This is a genomic window from Bradyrhizobium sp. NAS96.2 (genome assembly GCF_001908235.1).
Lineage (GTDB): Bacteria > Pseudomonadota > Alphaproteobacteria > Rhizobiales > Xanthobacteraceae > Bradyrhizobium.
The window spans coordinates 1-15,420 of record NZ_LGHK01000259.1 but is presented as its reverse complement, the minus strand read 5'-3'; the positions used below and the strand labels follow the sequence as shown (position 1 = coordinate 15,420).

Sequence of the window (15,420 nt, the reverse complement as noted above, 5' to 3'; positions counted from 1 at the left end):
GACGCTGGAATCGCTGCATCTCGCCGCGGTTACACGTGCAACAAATGCGTCATCTGAGCTTCATGAGCGCGATTGTGCGCGACTTTGGACGTATGCAGAAACATTGCGCGTGTGTGTCATCGAGAGACGACGTTAATGACTGTGTTGTCGCGTCGATGCAGATGCGGAACTGCATCATTGTCGGACATCAGTTCGCGTCACGCGCGGTGATCCGCAGCGCGCCGACGGCGAATCACGGATCATCCGTTGTGTGACGCCGAAGCAGATGCGTGTGATGTCGTCGTTGCCGTGCGCAGCGTCTCCGGCATCAACGCGCAGTAGCCGATGAGCCCTGCACAAGCGATAGCTGCAAGGGACAGAAATGCGGCGCTGTAGCCGGCGTGGACAATAATGAATCCGGCGACCGCCGTGCTCAACGCGCCGCCGAGACCGGTCGCCGTGGCGATCGCACCCGGCTTGCAGGTCAGCAGCACGCGAAAGCCGGATGGCCGGTCACGCGGCGTGCGATGCTCCTCCGCGACGTCGTCGAGCCCGCGCGCGAGTTGACGATCGATGGCGGCGGGTGAGATCGATAGCGTCGCTGCGATGCTGGCGAGCGCCATTGCCGCGAGCAGCCAGAACACCACCACGGGACCAAACCAATAGGCGGTGCGGCGGGCGATCCCCGCGATCGCGGCGATCGACATCACCGGCCTCGTCCCACTTCCGTTCGGTCAGGAGGTAGATCGCAAGATAGGGGCCGAGCCCGTCCCGCAGGTCGGCGAGGAAGAAGTTCAACGCATCAAGCGCGCTCAACGGTCGTCGTCCCGGACGGCTGCAAGTCATACCTCGCGGCGAGATTGCGCATCTCAACCCGCTTGCTCGCGCAGAGCTCCCGCGCAGGTAAAGTGGTGCTGCCATCAGGCATTTTGGCCACGCATGCGTCATTTGGATGGGTTGACCCGGCAGGGTTGTGCGGCCAATTTCCGGCCCGGCTTAGGGGAGAATAATGCTCATGAATTCAAAGTTGATGGCTGCCGCGATCGTGGCAGCCAGTGTTTTGGCTGCGCCCGTCGCGCAGGCCGAGCAGTTCATTAACGTGCTCACCGGCGGCACCTCGGGCGTCTACTATCCGCTCGGCGTCGCGATCGGGAAGATCTACGGCGACAAGATTCCCGGCGTGAAGACCCAGGTGCAGGCGACCAAGGCCTCGGTCGAGAACCTGGTGCTGCTGCAGCAGGGCCGTGGCGAGATCGCCTTCACGCTCGGCGATTCGCTGAAGGCGGCCTGGGAAGGCGACGCCGAGGCCGGCTTCAAGACCAAGCTCGACAAGCTGCGCACCATCGGCGCGATCTATCCGAACTACATCCAGATCGTCGCCACCGCCGACAGCGGCATCAAGACGCTCGCCGATCTCAAGGGCAAGAGCCTGTCGGTCGGTGCGCCGAAATCCGGCACCGAGCTCAACTCGCGCGCGATCCTCGCGGCCGCCGGCATGAGTTACAAGGATCTCGGCAAGGTCGAGTATCTGCCGTTCGCCGAATCGGTCGACCTGATGAAGAACCGCCAGCTCAACGCCACGCTGCAATCCGCCGGCCTCGGCGTCGCCTCGCTGAAGGACCTCTCGACCTCGAGCGACATCACCGTGGTCGCCGTGCCGAAGGAGACCGTCGACAAGATCGGTTCGCCCTTCGTCTCCGTGGTCATCCCGGCCAACACCTATACCGGCCAGGACAAGGATGTGCCGACCGCTGCGGTTGTGAACTACCTCGTCACCTCGAGCGCGGTGTCGGACGATCTCGCCTATCAGATGACCAAGCTGATCTACGAATCGCTGCCGGAACTCGCCAATGCCCACGCCGCGGGCAAGGAGATCAAGCTCGAGGCCGCCGCGACCGGCAGCCCGGTGCCGCTGCATCCCGGCGCGATCCGCTATTACAAGGAAAAGGGCCTGATCAAGTAGGGGCTCGAGATTCGGCTCCCACCGTCATTGCGAGCGAAGCGAAGCAATCCATCGCGCCGCAAGCGGAGAGATGGATTGCTTCGTCGCTTCGCTCCTCGCAATGACGGGACCGCTTTTCCTGACGCGGCTTTTGGTGGGCGGGTTCTATAGATATAAGCGTCGCGGGCACGGTGGGGGACTTATTCAATGCAGCAGCAGATTGCGGGCGAAGAGCCCATCAAGGTTGAATTCGACAATTTCGAGCATGGCTTTCCGGAGGGATTTGGCCCGGGCGCCTGGGGGCATCTGGCCTATGCCATCGGTCTCGCCTTTGCGGTGTTCCAGCTCTATGTCGCGGCGTTCAACTATTTGCCGAGCCAGGTGGTGCGCGGCGTCCATGTCGGCTTCCTGATCCTGTTGACCTTCGGCCTGATCGGCAATTTCACCGCGAAAACCGATTTCGGCCGCGCGGTGAGCTGGATCGTCGGCGCGAGCGGCTTCCTCTGCGGGCTCTACCAGTGGATATTCTATGCCGATTTGATCGCCCGCGACGGCGATCCGACTAACATGGACCTTGCGGTCGGCGCGCTGCTCGCGATCCTGATCTTCGAGGGCACGCGGCGGCTGATGGGCGCGGCGCTGCCGCTGATGTGCGGCGCCTGTCTGCTCTACTGGTTCTTTGGGCAACATCTGCCGTCGCCGTTCAACCATCGCGGCTACGACTTCGACCAGATCGTCACCCATCTCTCGTTCGGCACCGAAGGCTTCTATGGCGTGCCGATCTACGTCTCGGCGACCTACATCTTCCTGTTCATCCTGTTCGGCTCGTTCCTCGAGCGCGCCGGCATGATCCAGCTCTTCACCGACGTCTCGCTCGGCCTGTTCGGCCGCACCCGCGGCGGCCCGGCCAAGGTCGCGGTGTTCGCCTCGGGCATGATGGGCACGATCTCCGGCTCCGGCGTCGCCAATGTCGTCACCGTCGGCCAGTTCACGATCCCCTTGATGATCAAGTTCGGCTACCGCCGCGCATTCGCAGCGGGCGTCGAGGCCACCGCCTCGATGGGCGGCCAGATCATGCCGCCGGTGATGGGCGCGGTCGCCTTCATCATGGCGGAGACGCTCGGCGTGCCCTATTCGGAGATCGTCAAGGCCGCAGTGATTCCGGCGATCCTGTATTTCGCCTCGGCGTTCTGGATGGTGCATCTGGAAGCCGGCAAGCATGGCCTCGTCGGCATGAAGCGCTCGGAGATCCCGAGCGCCTGGAAGGCGCTGGTGGCGCGCTGGTACCTGGTGTTGCCGCTCGCGGCGCTGGTCTACATGCTGTTCGAAGGCTTCACGCCGCTCTATGCCGGCAGCATGGGGCTGGCGCTGACCGTCGCGCTGATCCTCGGCGCCAGCATCACGCTCGGCTTCTCCAACACCGTCGTGCGCACCATCTTCTGGATCGGGCTTGCGCTGGTGGTTGCCGCGGTGTCGCGCCACGGGCTCGAGATCGTTCCGGTCGCCAGCGTCGTCGCCGGCCTGATCGTGATCGCGGCGATCACCCGCGGCGGCCGCGCCACGCTCAGGGCCTGCCGCGACTCGCTCGCCGACAGCGCCAAGTCGGCACTGACCGTCGGCATGGCCTGCGCCATCGTCGGCACCATCATCGGCATGATGACGCAGACCGGCGTCGGCACCATCTTCGGCAGCTGGATCATCGGGCTCGGCGCCAAGAGCCTGTTCCTGGCGCTGATCATGACCATGCTGCTGTCGATCCTGCTCGGCACCGGCATCCCGACGATCCCGACCTACATCATCACCGCGGCGCTCGCAGCCCCTGCGCTCGCCAAGCTCGGCGTGCCCTTGATCGCAAGCCACATGTTCGCGTTCTATTACGGCATCATGGCCGACCTCTCGCCGCCGGTGGCGCTCGCCGCACTCGCGGCGGCGCCGATCGCCAAGGAGAATCCGGACAAGATCGGCTGGGAGGCGATGCGGATCGCGCTTGCCGGCTACGTCATTCCCTTCATCTTCGTCTATTCGCCGGCGCTGATGCTGCAAACCAACGACCCGATGGCCGCCCAGCTCGGCTTCTACGGCGCGGTGGCGCTGGCGACCTTCAAGGCGCTGGTGGCGATCGCCCTGTTCGGCATCGTCGCGATCGGCTTCCTGTTCACCCGGCTGACCTTGATCGAGATCGCGGTTGCGTTCGGCGCCGCGCTCTGTCTGCTCGGCGATTTCCGCTTCTCGGATACGACGGGCTTCACGCTCGCTGCCGCGGTCGTGCTGTGGCAGTGGCGGCAGCGTCCGCGCGACGCGGTGGCGGCGGCTTGAGCCTCTGCCTTGCATCCGCCGGTGTCGTGAAGGCGCTGCAGGTCGCAGCCTTCACGCTGGCCTGGACGCATTCGATCGAGAAGACCGCCTGGCAGGAAGACTGGCTGGTCACGCCGGCCGGGCTGACGCTGCAACGGGCGCGCATCAAGGGCTTTGGCGCCGGCATGGAGCCGCCGCCGGAGGCGCGGCTCATTGGCGGCTGGTTTCAATGGTCGCCGCAGCCGGTGCCGAGGGCGGAGGTCGTGCTCGGTAATTCCGGCGCGGCGGGCGAATGGCATCTGTGCCGCGCGGGACGCTGCCAGACGCTATCGGAGATTTTCGGGCATCCGATCGGTGCTAATGTCACGACGATGAGTGTTTGCCGAGATCCGTAGCCCGGATGGAGCGAAGCGAAATCCGGGAACAGTGGCCCCGGATTTCGCTGGCGCTTCATCCGGGCTACGGTCCTCTTGCAAGAACAACAACGGAGAACAGGCGATGGATCGGCTCAAGGGCAAGGTTGCGATGGTGGTCGGGGCGGGCTCGATCGGGCCAGGCTGGGGCAATGGCAAGGCGACCGCCGTCACCTTCGCGCGCGAGGGCGCCAGCGTGTTCTGCGTCGATCGCAACGGCGCGGCGGCCGAGGAGACGGTCAAGATCATCACCGAGGAGGGCGGCAAGGCGGCCGCATTCACCGCCGACGTCTCGCGCGCCGCCGAGGTCGAGGCGATGGTCGCGGCCTGCCTCAAGTCCTATGGCCGCATCGACGTGCTCGACAACAATGTCGGCATCGCCGAGGTCGGCAGCGTGGTGGAAGTGGCGGAAGCCGAGTGGGACCGCGTGTTCGCGGTCAATCTCAAGAGCGCCTATCTGTCGATGAAGCACGTCATTCCGGTCATGATCAAGCAGGGCGGCGGCTCGATCATCAACATCTCCTCGATCGCCTCGATCCGCCATGTCGGCATCTCCTATGTCAGCTACAATGCCAGCAAGGCGGCGATGAACCAGATGACGCGCTCGACCGCGGTCGAGTTCGCCTCCAAGCATGTCCGCGTCAACGCGATCCTGCCCGGGCTGATGAAGACGCCGATGGTCGCGCATTCGGCCGGGCTCGCGCAAAGCTACGCCAAGGGCGATGTCGAGGCGATGTGGCGCGCCCGCGACGCGCAGGTGCCGATGGGGCATATGGGCGACGCCTGGGACGTCGCCAATGCCGCGCTGTTCCTGGCCTCGGACGAATCGAAATATGTCACCGGCATCGAACTGGTGGTCGATGGCGGCATCACCTCGAAGTCGGGTGCGTGATTTCGTAAGGAACTACGCCTCGACGCTGAGCTCGGCGCGGTCGAGCTCTTCCTCGACCAGATGGAAGGCGTCGTCGCCGATGGCCTCGGTGCGGCGCAGCTTGAGCAGCGCCTGGCGCGCTGCGGCGATGGCGCGGCGGCGTAGCGGATCGGCCGGCAGTTCGCGCGAGAACAGGCCGCCATCGGGGTCGCTCTCGGCGCGCAGCAGCACGGCGCGGTATTCGAGCCGCAGGATTTCCGCTTCCTCCGAAGGATCGGCGTCGATCTCGTCGAGCGCGGCGCGAAACGCGACGCTGCGGGCATGTGCGGCCTCGCGTCCGACCGGATCGTCATCAGCGAAATTCAGCGCCAGGATCAGCGGCCGCAAGGTCAGGCCCTGGATCACCAGCGAGCCGAGCACCACCGCGAATGCGGTCAGCAGGATCAGGTCGCGATACGGAAACCATTCGGGCAGCGCGAACGCGGCCGCCAATGTGACGATACCGCGCATGCCGCACCAGGACACGATGAAGCCGCGCTTCAGGGTCGGCACGGCGTCCACCACGTGGGCGGGCAGCCAATGGCGCGCCTTCAGCGTGCGCAACAGCGCGCCGTAGGGCATCACCCAGAGGATGCGGGCGAGGATCACGACGGCGAGGATCGCGGCGGCAAAGCTGCAATATTTCCAGCGCACCTCGGCGTCGAGCTCGGACCAGATCGGGCGCAGTTGCAGGCCGATCAGCATGAAGGCGAGCACGTTGAGCACGAACACGACGGTCTCCCACACCGCATAGGACGACACGCGCAGCCGCGCCGAGGTGCGGGCCGGCGCGGTGCGGGCGATGGTGATCGCATAGGCGATGATGGTGAGGATGCCGGACAGGCCGAGATGCTCGGCGACGATCCACACCATGAAGGTGCCGCCGAATTGCGTGATGATCGCGCTCGGCGCCTCGGTGATGCGGCGCGTGATCATCATCCAGACCTGCGCGAACAGATAGCCGGCGGCAAGGCTGCCGACCAGCGCGATCGTGATCGACGGCACGAATTCGCGGATCTTCATGTGCTCGGCAGCAACGAGGCCGACCGCGACGCGATAGATCAACAGCGAGGTCGCATCGTTGAGCAGGCTTTCGCCTTCGAGGATCTTCTGGATCCGGTAGGGCAGGCTGACCTGGCGCAGGATCGCGGTGGCCGCAGCCGCGTCCGGCGGCGCCACGATGGCGCCGAGCGCGATCGCGACCGCCCAGGGCATGTCCGGACGCAGCCAATGCGCGACCACGGCGACCGCCGCCGTCGTGACGCCGACCGCGACCACCACCAGCGTCGAGACCGGCAGCCAGTTGTTGCGCAGATCGCGCAGCGAGGTATCGAAGGCGGCATCGAGCAGCACCGGCGCGACGAACAGCGCCAGCGCCAGCTTCGGTTCCAGGGCCCAGGTCGGCGCCCACGGCAGCAGGGTCAGCAGCACGCCGCCGAGCGCAAGGAAGGTCGGGTAGGGCACCTTGATCCGCCGCGCCAGCGCCGACAGCGCCACCGCTGCGAGCAACAGGCCGATGATCCATTCGAATGTCAGCAAGGCGAACCCCCAAGGTGCGGCTCCAGATGCGGCTCCAGATGCGGCTCAAAGTGCAGCCGATCGTCGCAATTGACGTATAATCCAGCGTGTGGTTTTGCGGCAAATGGCACCGCTCGAAATCGGAGGCCGGTGGTACAGGCGCGGGATGTCTTGTCGGTGATGGGAATGCGACGCAACTCAAGAAATCTGGCTGCGGCGCTGCTGTGCCTTTGCCTGTCAGGCGCGCTGACCTCAGGCGGTGCGCGCGCGACCAGCAGCGAACCCGGCAAGGATGTGCAGGCCGACGCCGGACCCTGCATCGCCGCCGCTGCGGCGACGGATGACGACAAGATCATCGAGGTCTGCGGCGCGCTGATCGACAATGAGAAAGCCGCCAAGCCCGATCGCGTCAAGGCGCTGACAGCGCGCGCGGGGGCCTATGATCGCAAGCAGATGATCGACCGCGCGATCACGGACTACGACACCGTGCTCCGGCTCGATCCATCGCTGGCCGACGCCCACAATGCGCGTGGCGAGCTGTGGCGGCGCAAGGGCGACCGGCCGAAGGCGATCATGGATTTCGGCGCCGCCGTCAAGCTCGACCCGAACCATGCCGCGGCCAAGGCCAACTACAAATCGCTGTCGCTGGAGCTGGAGCGGATCGGCGCCATGATGGCGGTCGCCGGCAAGCCGAGCTTCGATTGCCGCAAAGCGCGCCGCCCGGTCGAGAAGGCGATCTGCGCCAATCCCGCGCTCGCCGATCTCGATCGCGAGATCGGCGCATCGACCTTTCGCGCGGTGCGCGAGGCCGGGGATCCGCGCCAGGCGCGCGAGCTGCAACGCGCGCAGGACGATTTCATCGCCCGCCGCAACGCCGAATTCGGCAAGCCGGGCTACGACCTGCAAAAGGCGATGCGCGAGCGGTTGCGGCAAATCAACGGGGTCGATGGCTACTAGTGCTAACGTCGGTTAGTTTGCGGCTTGAATTATCGGTCAAGCCCATGACAATGACGGCCAAAGAGAACCAACCAACTTCGTCATGGCCGGCCCTGACGAAGGAGAGGGACGAGGGAGAAGCGCAATGAACATTCAACAGAGCCGGTATCATGAGGTGTATGCCCGCTCGCTTCGGGACCCCGAGGGTTTTTGGGCGGAAGCGGCGCGCGAGATCGACTGGATCGAGCCGGCCAGGAAGATCTACGATCCTTCCGTGGGCTCCTATGGACGCTGGTTCACTGGTGCCGTGGTCAACACCTGCCACAACGCGCTGGACCGCCATGTCGCCGGCGGCAGAGCCTCCCAGGTCGCGCTGATCCACGATTCCCCGCTCACCAACGCGATCACCAAGTTCACCTACTCCGAGCTGCTGAAAGAAGTGCAGACGCTGGCCGCTGTCATGCAGGATTTTGGCGTCGCCAAGGGCGATCGCGTCATCCTCTATATGCCGATGGTGCCGGAGGCCGTCGTCGCGATGCTCGCCTGCGCACGGATCGGCGCGGTGCACAGCGTGGTGTTCGGCGGCTTTGCGGCCAAGGAGCTCGCCACCCGCATCGACGACGCCAAGCCGAAGCTGATCTTCTCGGCGAGTTGTGGCATCGAGCCCGGGCGCATCGTGCAGTACAAGCCGCTGCTCGACGAGGCGATCCGGCTCGCCGGCGCCAAGCCCGAGACCTGCATCATCCTGCAGCGGCCGCAGCTGGCGTGCGAGCTCACCGCGGGCCGCGACCATGACTGGGCGACGCTCCGCCATGCCGCGCTCGATGCCGGCAAGACCGCGCCATGCGTGCCGGTGGCCGCGACCGATCCGCTCTACATCCTCTATACGTCGGGCACGACCGGAATCCCGAAGGGCGTGGTGCGCGACAATGGCGGGCATCTCGTCGCGCTGAAATGGTCGATGGAAAATCTCTACGGCGTGAAGCCCGGCGAGATCTGGTGGTGCGGCTCCGACATCGGCTGGGTGGTCGGTCACTCCTACATCGTCTATGGCCCGCTGATCCACGGCGCGACCACGATCATGTATGAGGGCAAGCCCGTCGGCACGCCGGATGCCGGCGCATTCTGGCGCGTGATCTCGGAGCACAAGGCGGTCGCCTTCTTCACCGCGCCGACCGCATTCCGTGCGATCAAGAAGGAAGACCCCGAGGGCAAGTTCATCCGGAACTACGATCTCTCCAGCTTCCGCACTTTGTTTCTCGCCGGCGAGCGCGCCGATCCGCCGACGGTGGAATGGGCGGAGCAGCAGCTCAAGGTGCCTGTGATCGATCACTGGTGGCAGACCGAGACCGGCTGGTGCATCGCCGGCAATCCGGTTGGCCTCGGCATGCTGCCGGTCAAGCATGGTTCGCCGACGGTGCCGATGCCGGGCTATCAGGTCGACATCGTCGACGAGGCGGCAAAGCCGGTCGCCGTCGGCACGATGGGCTCGATCGTGATCAAGCTGCCGATGCCGCCCGGCTGCCTGCCGACGCTGTGGCAGCAGGACGATCGATTCAGGGACGCCTATCTCTCGGAATTCCCCGGCTACTACAAGACCTCCGACGCCGGCTACAAGGATGAGGACGGCTATGTCTGGGTGATGGGCCGCACCGACGACATCATCAATGTCGCCGGCCACCGGCTCTCGACCGGCGGCATGGAGGAGATCCTCGCCTCGCATCCGGACGTCGCCGAATGCGCTGTGCTCGGCGTCAAGGACGCGATCAAGGGCGAGGTGCCCTGCGGCTTCCTGGTGCTCAAGGCCGGCGTCACCAAGGCGCCGGACCAGGTCGAGAAGGAAGTGGTGGCGCTGGTGCGCGAGAAGCTCGGGCCGGTCGCCGCCTTCAAGCTCGCGATCACGGTGGGACGGCTGCCCAAAACCCGCTCCGGCAAGATCCTGCGCGGCACCATCAAGAAGATCGCCGACGGTGAGCCCTGGACCATGCCGGCGACGATCGAGGACCCGAAGGTGCTCGACGAGATCGGCGAAGCGCTGAAGGGGAAGGCGTAGCTACGATCGTCGTCGTTGCTTCGCGCGCTTCCGGAGAGAGTGCCCGTGCGGCACCCCTCTCCCTAACCCTCCCCCACAAGGGGGGAGGGAACCCTTCCGCCGGTGCCTTCCTCACGTTGGACGAATTGAGAGCATGCCGTTGATGCCGCTCCACGTGAGGTGAGCACATTGGTCAGGCTCCCTCCCCCCTTGCGGGGGAGGGTGGGGAGAGGGGTGGCCCCAGGCGAGATGATCGATCAGGGCACGAACCGCACAATAGGGACGCTCACCACCGAAACGCATCCGGAAACAAAATGGCCTTGATTTTGATGGATTGCCGGGTCATCCCGGCCTTCCCTGTCATATGCCACGAGATACGGACCACCGGATGCGATCCATTTCCGCACGCGCGCCTCTCGCATTGCTGCTCGCACTGCCGCTGCTGGCAGGTTGCCTCGAACGCGGGCGATCGCCGATTGCGGAGAGCATGGGCGACGACGATCAGTATTGCCAGGGGGGCGGCAAGGTTGCGGTCGGCTCGCCCGAATATGTCGCCTGCCGCAAGGACCGCGACGTTCAGCGCCAGAACGCCGAAGTCCGTAGCGACCGGCGGCAGCGTGATCTCGGCGAATACATGATGAACAATCCGGACCGGCACTAGCGCGGTGATTGCGGCCCTGCCGGAACGTGACAGGATCGGCGAACTCGACGGGCTGCGCGCGATCGCGATTCTGATCGTCGTCATCTGGCACTATTTCGGCGCGCCAGACGGGCCGCAAGGCTTGCCGTGGAAATTGCTGCATGTCGGCCGCTTCGGCGTCGACCTGTTCTTCATTCTGTCCGGCTATCTCATCACCGATATTCTGCTGCGCCACCGAGCGGCCGAACGATATTACTCGGCGTTCTACGGCAGGCGCGCGTTCCGCATCTGGCCGCTCTACTATTTGATGTGCGGCTGCGCGCTGATCGGCTGGTATTTCTCGCTGAGCCCTGATCTGTTCGACACCAGGGGCGTGCCTGGCTGGCTTTATCTCTTCGGCTTGCAGAATTTCGGCATGGCCAAGGCCCAGACCGACGGCGCTTACTTCCTGGCCGTCACGTGGTCGCTTGCGATCGAGGAGCAGTTCTATCTGCTGTTTCCATTGCTGGTCCGGAACATCCCGCCCGAGCGGCTGTTCGCGATCCTGCTGGTGCCGATCCTGATCTGCCCGATCGGACGCCTGATCGATAGCGCGCTGCCGGACGCGTATGGCTGGTACGTGCTGCCGCAATTCAGGATCGATTCGCTTGCGATCGGCGCGCTGATCGCCTGGTGGCGCCTCTACCGCAAGCCGGACGCCGAGATCTCCAGGCTTGTCGCAAACATCCTCAAATGGTCGAGCGTCTCGCTTCCGCTGTTGTGGCTGTTCGGATGGAAGCGCTGGTCGGTGGCGTTCTCGCACACCCAGGTCGAGATCTTCTTCGGTGCCCTGCTGTTCGTCGTTCTGGACAATCGCGGCTCGCCAGGACTCGCACTGCTGCGCAGTTCGGTTGCGACCTTCTTCGCCAGAACCTCCTACGCGGCGTATCTCACCCACCACGTCATCGTGTACCTGCTGTTCGCCGTGCTCCATGAGCCGAGAACGATCGAGAGCCTCGCCGGCATCTCGCTGACCTTTGGCGCGCTCGCGCTGACCTTCGGGCTGTGTGCCCTGAGCTATCGATATTTCGAACGTCCGCTGCTCGATTTCGCCCATCGGCGGTTCTCGTTCGGGTGAGCCAAAGCGCGCGCAGGGATCAAGGCTATTCGTGTCCCCAAATGAAAACGCGGCGGGTTGGCCCGCCGCGTTTGGTATTCCGTTCGCCGTGTTGCGACGTCCGCGCTTACTCTTCCTCGTCGGCCTTCTTGCCACCGATCGTCTTCAGCTTGGCGAACACGGCATCGACGTTGAGATCGTCGTGGCGTTCGATCGGCTGATCGTCCTCTTCCTTACGCGTGGTCTCGGAGGCCGGCAGCAGCGTGGCGCCGCCATAGACCGCGGTGGTCGGCTTCTCCTTGGCGGCGCGCTGCACCTCGAAATCGAGCTCGATCTGCGAGCACAGGCCGAGTGTCACCGGATCCATCGGCGTCAGGGTCGAGGCGTTCCAGTGGGTGCGGTCGCGCACGCTCGCGATCGTGGTCTTGGTGGTGCCGACCAGACGCATGATCTGGGCGTCCTTGAGCTCGGGGTGGTTGCGCACCAGCCAAAGGATCGCGCTCGGCCGCTCATGGCGACGCGACACCGGGGTGTAGCGCGGGCCCTTCTTCTTGGCGGCGGTCGGCAGCACCACCTTGCTCTCCTGGAGCCTGAGCCGGTAGTTCGTGTCGCGCTCGCCGCGCTCGATCTCCTCGCGGGTCAGCTGGCCGTTGGAAATCGGGTCCATGCCCTTGATGCCCTGGGCGGCGTCGCCGTCGGCGATGGCACGGACCTCCAGGGGGTGCATCTTGGTAAAATCGGCCACCTGATCGAACGTCAGGGCGGTATTATCGACCAACCACACGGCAGTCGCCTTCGGCATCAGCGGTGCGTTGCTCATGGCAAATCTCCTTTGTGCTTCGCCCACCTCTGTCGAGGCGAAGCTGGTAGTCATCGGCGATGACGGGAATTATGCCACCTATATAGGCCCTCCGGGGGGAGTGGCGCAATGGGCCAGCAAAATCGCCTTGACAGCGCCCGAAAGCAGTCCCAAGTCCTTACCTTAACTGGCCGTTCCCCGCCCGCCGGCGAGGGGTGATTCGGTCCCGAAATTGCCCCGAGACAGCCCCGAGACCAGCCCGATGTCAGCGAAAAAACCCGATCTTAAAATCGTGCTTTGTTCCCCCCGCGGCTTTTGCGCCGGGGTGGTCCGCGCCATCGACACGGTCGAGCGCGCCCTCACCATTTATGGCGCCCCGGTCTATGTCCGGCACGAGATCGTCCATAACAAGTACGTGGTGGACAGCCTGAAGACCAAAGGCGCCATTTTCGTCGAGGAATTGGCCGAAATCCCCGACGATACCAACGCGCCGGTGGTGTTCTCGGCCCATGGTGTTCCCAAGTCGGTTCCGGCCGAGGCCAAATCCCGCAATTTCTTCTCGCTGGACGCGACCTGCCCGCTGGTGACCAAGGTCCACCGCGAGGCGGCGATCCATTTCAAGCGCGGCCGCGAGATCCTGCTGATCGGGCATTCCCACCATCCAGAGGTGGTCGGCACCCTGGGCCAGCTGCCAGAGGGCGCCGTGACCCTGATCGAGACGGCCGAGGATGCCAAAACCTTCGTGCCGAAGGATCCCGACAATCTCGCCTTTGTGACCCAGACCACGCTGTCGATCGACGACACCGCGGAGATCGTGGCGCTGCTCAAGGAGCGCTTCCCGAACGTCAACGGTCCGCACAAGGAAGACATCTGCTACGCCACCACCAACCGCCAGCTTGCGGTCAAGAAGGTGGCGCCGGTGGTCGATGCACTGATCGTGGTCGGCGCGCCGAACTCGTCGAACTCGCAGCGCCTGCGCGAGGTCGCCGAGCGCGAGGGCTGCCCGATTGCGATTCTTGCCCAGCGCGCCAGCGACATCGACTGGGGGCGCTTCGAAGGCATCAGGAGCCTCGGCATCACCGCGGGCGCTTCGGCGCCGGAGGTGATCGTCGAGGAGATCATGGGCGCCTTCGCGGAGCGCTATGATCTGCACGTGGAGACGGTCTCGGCCGCGGAAGAGAACGAGTTCTTCCCGCTGCCGCGTTCGCTGCGGCCCGACGCTGCCGCGGCGGAATAGACCATATGGCGGTCTACACCGACGTTGCCGCCGAAGACCTCGCGGAATTCCTCAAAAGCTACGACATCGGCGAATTGCTCTCCTACAAGGGCATCGCCGAAGGCGTCGAGAATTCGAACTTCCTGCTGCACACCAGCCAGGGCGCCTACATCCTCACGCTCTATGAGAAGCGCGTGGCGGAAGACGACCTGCCGTATTTCCTGTCGCTGATGGCGCATCTCGCCGAGCGCGGCGTGTCGTGCCCGCAGCCGGCGCGCAACCGCAAGGGCGAGGTCACGAGCCGGCTCGCCGGCCGGCCCGCCGCGATCATCAACTTCCTCGAGGGCGTGTGGCCGCGGCGGCCGAACGTCGCGCATTGCTCAGGTGTCGGCGCGGCGCTGGCCAGGATGCATCTCGCCGGCCGCGACTTTCCGCTGGTCCGCAACAACCCGCTGTCGGTCTCCGGCTGGCGGCCGCTGTTCGATCTCGCCGCCGCGCGCGCCGACAGCGTACAGGTGGGCCTGCACGACTTCATCGCGCGTGAGCTCGATCATCTCGAAGCCTCCTGGCCGGCGGACCTGCCGGTCGGCGTGATCCATGCCGATTTGTTTCCCGACAACGTGTTCTTCCTCGGCGACAAGCTGTCGGGCCTGATCGACTTCCCGTTCGCCTGCAACGACATCCTGGCCTACGACGTTGCGATCTGCCTCAACGCCTGGTGCTTCGAGCCGGATCATTCCTTCAACGTCACCAAGGCGCGCGCGCTGCTCAATGCCTATGGCCGCGAGCGGCCATTGTCGGCGGCGGAGGAGGCAGCACTGCCGCTGCTGGCGCGCGGCGCCGCGATGCGCTTCCTGCTGACGCGGCTGGTCGATTTCCTCAACGTGCCCGAGGGCGCGCTGGTGCAGCCGAAGGACCCGTTGGAATATGTCCGCAAGCTGCGCTTCCAGCAGAATGTCGCAAGCCTGAACGACTACGGCATCACGCCGGCCGGATGCGCGGCGTGAGCGACAAGCCGCATGTGACTGTCTTCACCGATGGTGCCTGCTCCGGAAATCCGGGACCGGGCGGCTGGGGCGCGATCCTCCGGTTCGGCGACGTCGAGAAGGAATTGAAGGGCGGCGAGGCGCATACCACCAACAACCGCATGGAGCTGATGGCGGCGATCTCGGCGCTGGAAGCGCTGAAGAAGCCCTGCGTGGTCGACGTCACCACCGACAGCCAATATGTCCGCCAGGGCATCACCGGCTGGATCCATGGCTGGAAGCGCAATGGCTGGCGCACCGCCGACAAGAAGCCGGTCAAGAATGTCGAGCTCTGGCAGCGCCTCGACGCCGCGCTGAAGCCGCACGAGGTGCGCTGGCACTGGATCAAGGGCCATGCCGGCCACGCCGAGAACGAACGCGCCGACGAGCTGGCGCGCGAGGGCGTTGCGATGGCGAGGTTGAAGGGGTAGGGCGGGCGCTGACGGTGCGTAGGATGGGTGGAGCGAAGCGATACCCATCACATCACCACTCGGCACGAAGGCGATGGGTTTCGCTGCGCTCTACCCATCCTTGTAATAGCGCGATCGGCTATCGTCGGCATATTCCGAGAGGAATGGCCTGTCGCGGTTAGCGGCCGCGACAGGCCGCTGGCGGTCGG

General features: G+C 65.1%; 15 protein-coding genes. 12 read left to right on the top strand and 3 right to left on the bottom strand.

Going from position 1 to position 15,420, the window contains the following annotated elements; genetic code table 11:
• A partial coding sequence (locus AC628_RS44935) for a hypothetical protein (protein ID WP_210190318.1) occupies positions 1-254 on the top strand: 254 nt, incomplete at its 5' end.
• On the opposite strand, the gene AC628_RS38110 is transcribed toward AC628_RS44935, so the two are convergent.
• A complete protein-coding gene (locus AC628_RS38110) occupies positions 240-686 on the bottom strand; it encodes a hypothetical protein (protein ID WP_074131786.1) in 447 nt (148 codons plus the stop codon). The two genes, AC628_RS44935 and AC628_RS38110, sit on opposite strands and share 15 nt — an antisense overlap.
• 308 nt (positions 687-994) lie before the next feature.
• On the opposite strand from AC628_RS38110, the gene AC628_RS38105 reads away from it, so the two are divergent.
• From AC628_RS38105 to AC628_RS38090, 4 genes are all read left to right on the top strand, one after another.
• Positions 995-1,942, top strand: coding sequence for a TAXI family TRAP transporter solute-binding subunit (locus AC628_RS38105; protein WP_074131788.1), 948 nt, complete (start codon positions 995-997; stop codon positions 1,940-1,942).
• A gap of 186 nt (positions 1,943-2,128) precedes the next feature.
• Positions 2,129-4,237: a TRAP transporter permease gene (locus AC628_RS38100; protein ID WP_074131785.1), complete on the top strand. Its 2,109-nt coding sequence runs from the start codon at positions 2,129-2,131 to the stop codon at positions 4,235-4,237.
• Entirely contained in the window at positions 4,234-4,611 is a 378-nt protein-coding gene (locus AC628_RS38095) for a DUF1850 domain-containing protein (RefSeq protein WP_210190317.1), read from the top strand. Before AC628_RS38100 ends, AC628_RS38095 begins: the two co-directional genes overlap by 4 nt.
• A gap of 103 nt (positions 4,612-4,714) precedes the next feature.
• The gene (locus AC628_RS38090) at positions 4,715-5,521 is read left to right on the top strand and encodes an SDR family NAD(P)-dependent oxidoreductase (RefSeq protein ID WP_074131783.1); all 807 of its coding nucleotides are present in this window, start codon (positions 4,715-4,717) and stop codon (positions 5,519-5,521) included.
• Positions 5,522-5,533: 12 nt separating this feature from the next.
• On the opposite strand, the gene AC628_RS38085 is transcribed toward AC628_RS38090, so the two are convergent.
• A complete protein-coding gene (locus tag AC628_RS38085) occupies positions 5,534-7,078 on the bottom strand; it encodes a cation:proton antiporter (RefSeq protein WP_074131782.1) in 1,545 nt (514 codons plus the stop codon).
• A gap of 165 nt (positions 7,079-7,243) precedes the next feature.
• On the opposite strand from AC628_RS38085, the gene AC628_RS38080 reads away from it, so the two are divergent.
• From AC628_RS38080 to AC628_RS38065, 4 genes are all read left to right on the top strand, one after another.
• Entirely contained in the window at positions 7,244-8,014 is a 771-nt protein-coding gene (locus AC628_RS38080) for a lysozyme inhibitor LprI family protein (RefSeq protein WP_074131781.1), read from the top strand.
• 124 nt (positions 8,015-8,138) lie between these two features.
• Positions 8,139-10,046: a propionyl-CoA synthetase gene (locus AC628_RS38075; RefSeq protein ID WP_074131780.1), complete on the top strand. Its 1,908-nt coding sequence runs from the start codon at positions 8,139-8,141 to the stop codon at positions 10,044-10,046.
• Positions 10,047-10,413: 367 nt separating this feature from the next.
• Positions 10,414-10,686, top strand: a complete 273-nt coding sequence (locus AC628_RS38070; protein ID WP_074131779.1) for a hypothetical protein — start codon at positions 10,414-10,416, stop codon at positions 10,684-10,686.
• Positions 10,687-10,690: 4 nt separating this feature from the next.
• Positions 10,691-11,782: an acyltransferase family protein gene (locus AC628_RS38065; RefSeq protein ID WP_074131778.1), complete on the top strand. Its 1,092-nt coding sequence runs from the start codon at positions 10,691-10,693 to the stop codon at positions 11,780-11,782.
• Between the two features lie 106 nt (positions 11,783-11,888).
• Here the strand turns inward: AC628_RS38065 and AC628_RS38060 are convergent, their stop codons facing one another.
• Positions 11,889-12,581 (bottom strand): DUF1013 domain-containing protein, encoded by a 693-nt coding sequence (locus AC628_RS38060; protein ID WP_074131777.1) that lies wholly within the window; start codon positions 12,579-12,581, stop codon positions 11,889-11,891.
• A 241-nt stretch (positions 12,582-12,822) separates the two neighbouring features.
• On the opposite strand from AC628_RS38060, the gene ispH reads away from it, so the two are divergent.
• The 3 genes from ispH to rnhA are packed head-to-tail and all read left to right on the top strand — an operon-like array spanning position 12,823 to position 15,232.
• Complete coding sequence (ispH, locus tag AC628_RS38055) at positions 12,823-13,797, top strand: 4-hydroxy-3-methylbut-2-enyl diphosphate reductase (protein WP_074131776.1); 975 nt, start codon at positions 12,823-12,825, stop codon at positions 13,795-13,797.
• A gap of 5 nt (positions 13,798-13,802) precedes the next feature.
• Positions 13,803-14,783, top strand: coding sequence for a homoserine kinase (locus tag AC628_RS38050; RefSeq protein ID WP_074131775.1), 981 nt, complete (start codon positions 13,803-13,805; stop codon positions 14,781-14,783).
• Positions 14,771-15,232 carry a ribonuclease HI gene (gene rnhA, locus AC628_RS38045; protein ID WP_083633280.1) on the top strand — a complete coding sequence of 154 codons (462 nt, stop codon included), beginning with the start codon at positions 14,771-14,773 and terminating at the stop codon, positions 15,230-15,232. Before AC628_RS38050 ends, rnhA begins: the two co-directional genes overlap by 13 nt.
• The last annotated feature ends 188 nt before the right edge of the window (positions 15,233-15,420 follow it).

Bases quoted from the DNA above. Each gene is read 5' to 3' on its own strand.
- AC628_RS38110 (WP_074131786.1), bottom strand. From the start codon at position 686: ATGTCGATCGCCGCGATCGCGGGGATCGCCCGCCGCACCGCCTATTGG.
- AC628_RS38105 (WP_074131788.1), top strand. From the start codon at position 995: ATGAATTCAAAGTTGATGGCTGCCGCGATCGTGGCAGCCAGTGTTTTG.
- AC628_RS38100 (WP_074131785.1), top strand. From the start codon at position 2,129: ATGCAGCAGCAGATTGCGGGCGAAGAGCCCATCAAGGTTGAATTCGAC.
- AC628_RS38090 (WP_074131783.1), top strand. From the start codon at position 4,715: ATGGATCGGCTCAAGGGCAAGGTTGCGATGGTGGTCGGGGCGGGCTCG.
- AC628_RS38080 (WP_074131781.1), top strand. From the start codon at position 7,244: ATGCGACGCAACTCAAGAAATCTGGCTGCGGCGCTGCTGTGCCTTTGC.
- AC628_RS38075 (WP_074131780.1), top strand. From the start codon at position 8,139: ATGAACATTCAACAGAGCCGGTATCATGAGGTGTATGCCCGCTCGCTT.
- AC628_RS38070 (WP_074131779.1), top strand. From the start codon at position 10,414: ATGCGATCCATTTCCGCACGCGCGCCTCTCGCATTGCTGCTCGCACTG.
- AC628_RS38060 (WP_074131777.1), bottom strand. From the start codon at position 12,581: ATGAGCAACGCACCGCTGATGCCGAAGGCGACTGCCGTGTGGTTGGTC.
- ispH (WP_074131776.1), top strand. From the start codon at position 12,823: ATGTCAGCGAAAAAACCCGATCTTAAAATCGTGCTTTGTTCCCCCCGC.
- AC628_RS38050 (WP_074131775.1), top strand. From the start codon at position 13,803: ATGGCGGTCTACACCGACGTTGCCGCCGAAGACCTCGCGGAATTCCTC.
- rnhA (WP_083633280.1), top strand. From the start codon at position 14,771: ATGCGCGGCGTGAGCGACAAGCCGCATGTGACTGTCTTCACCGATGGT.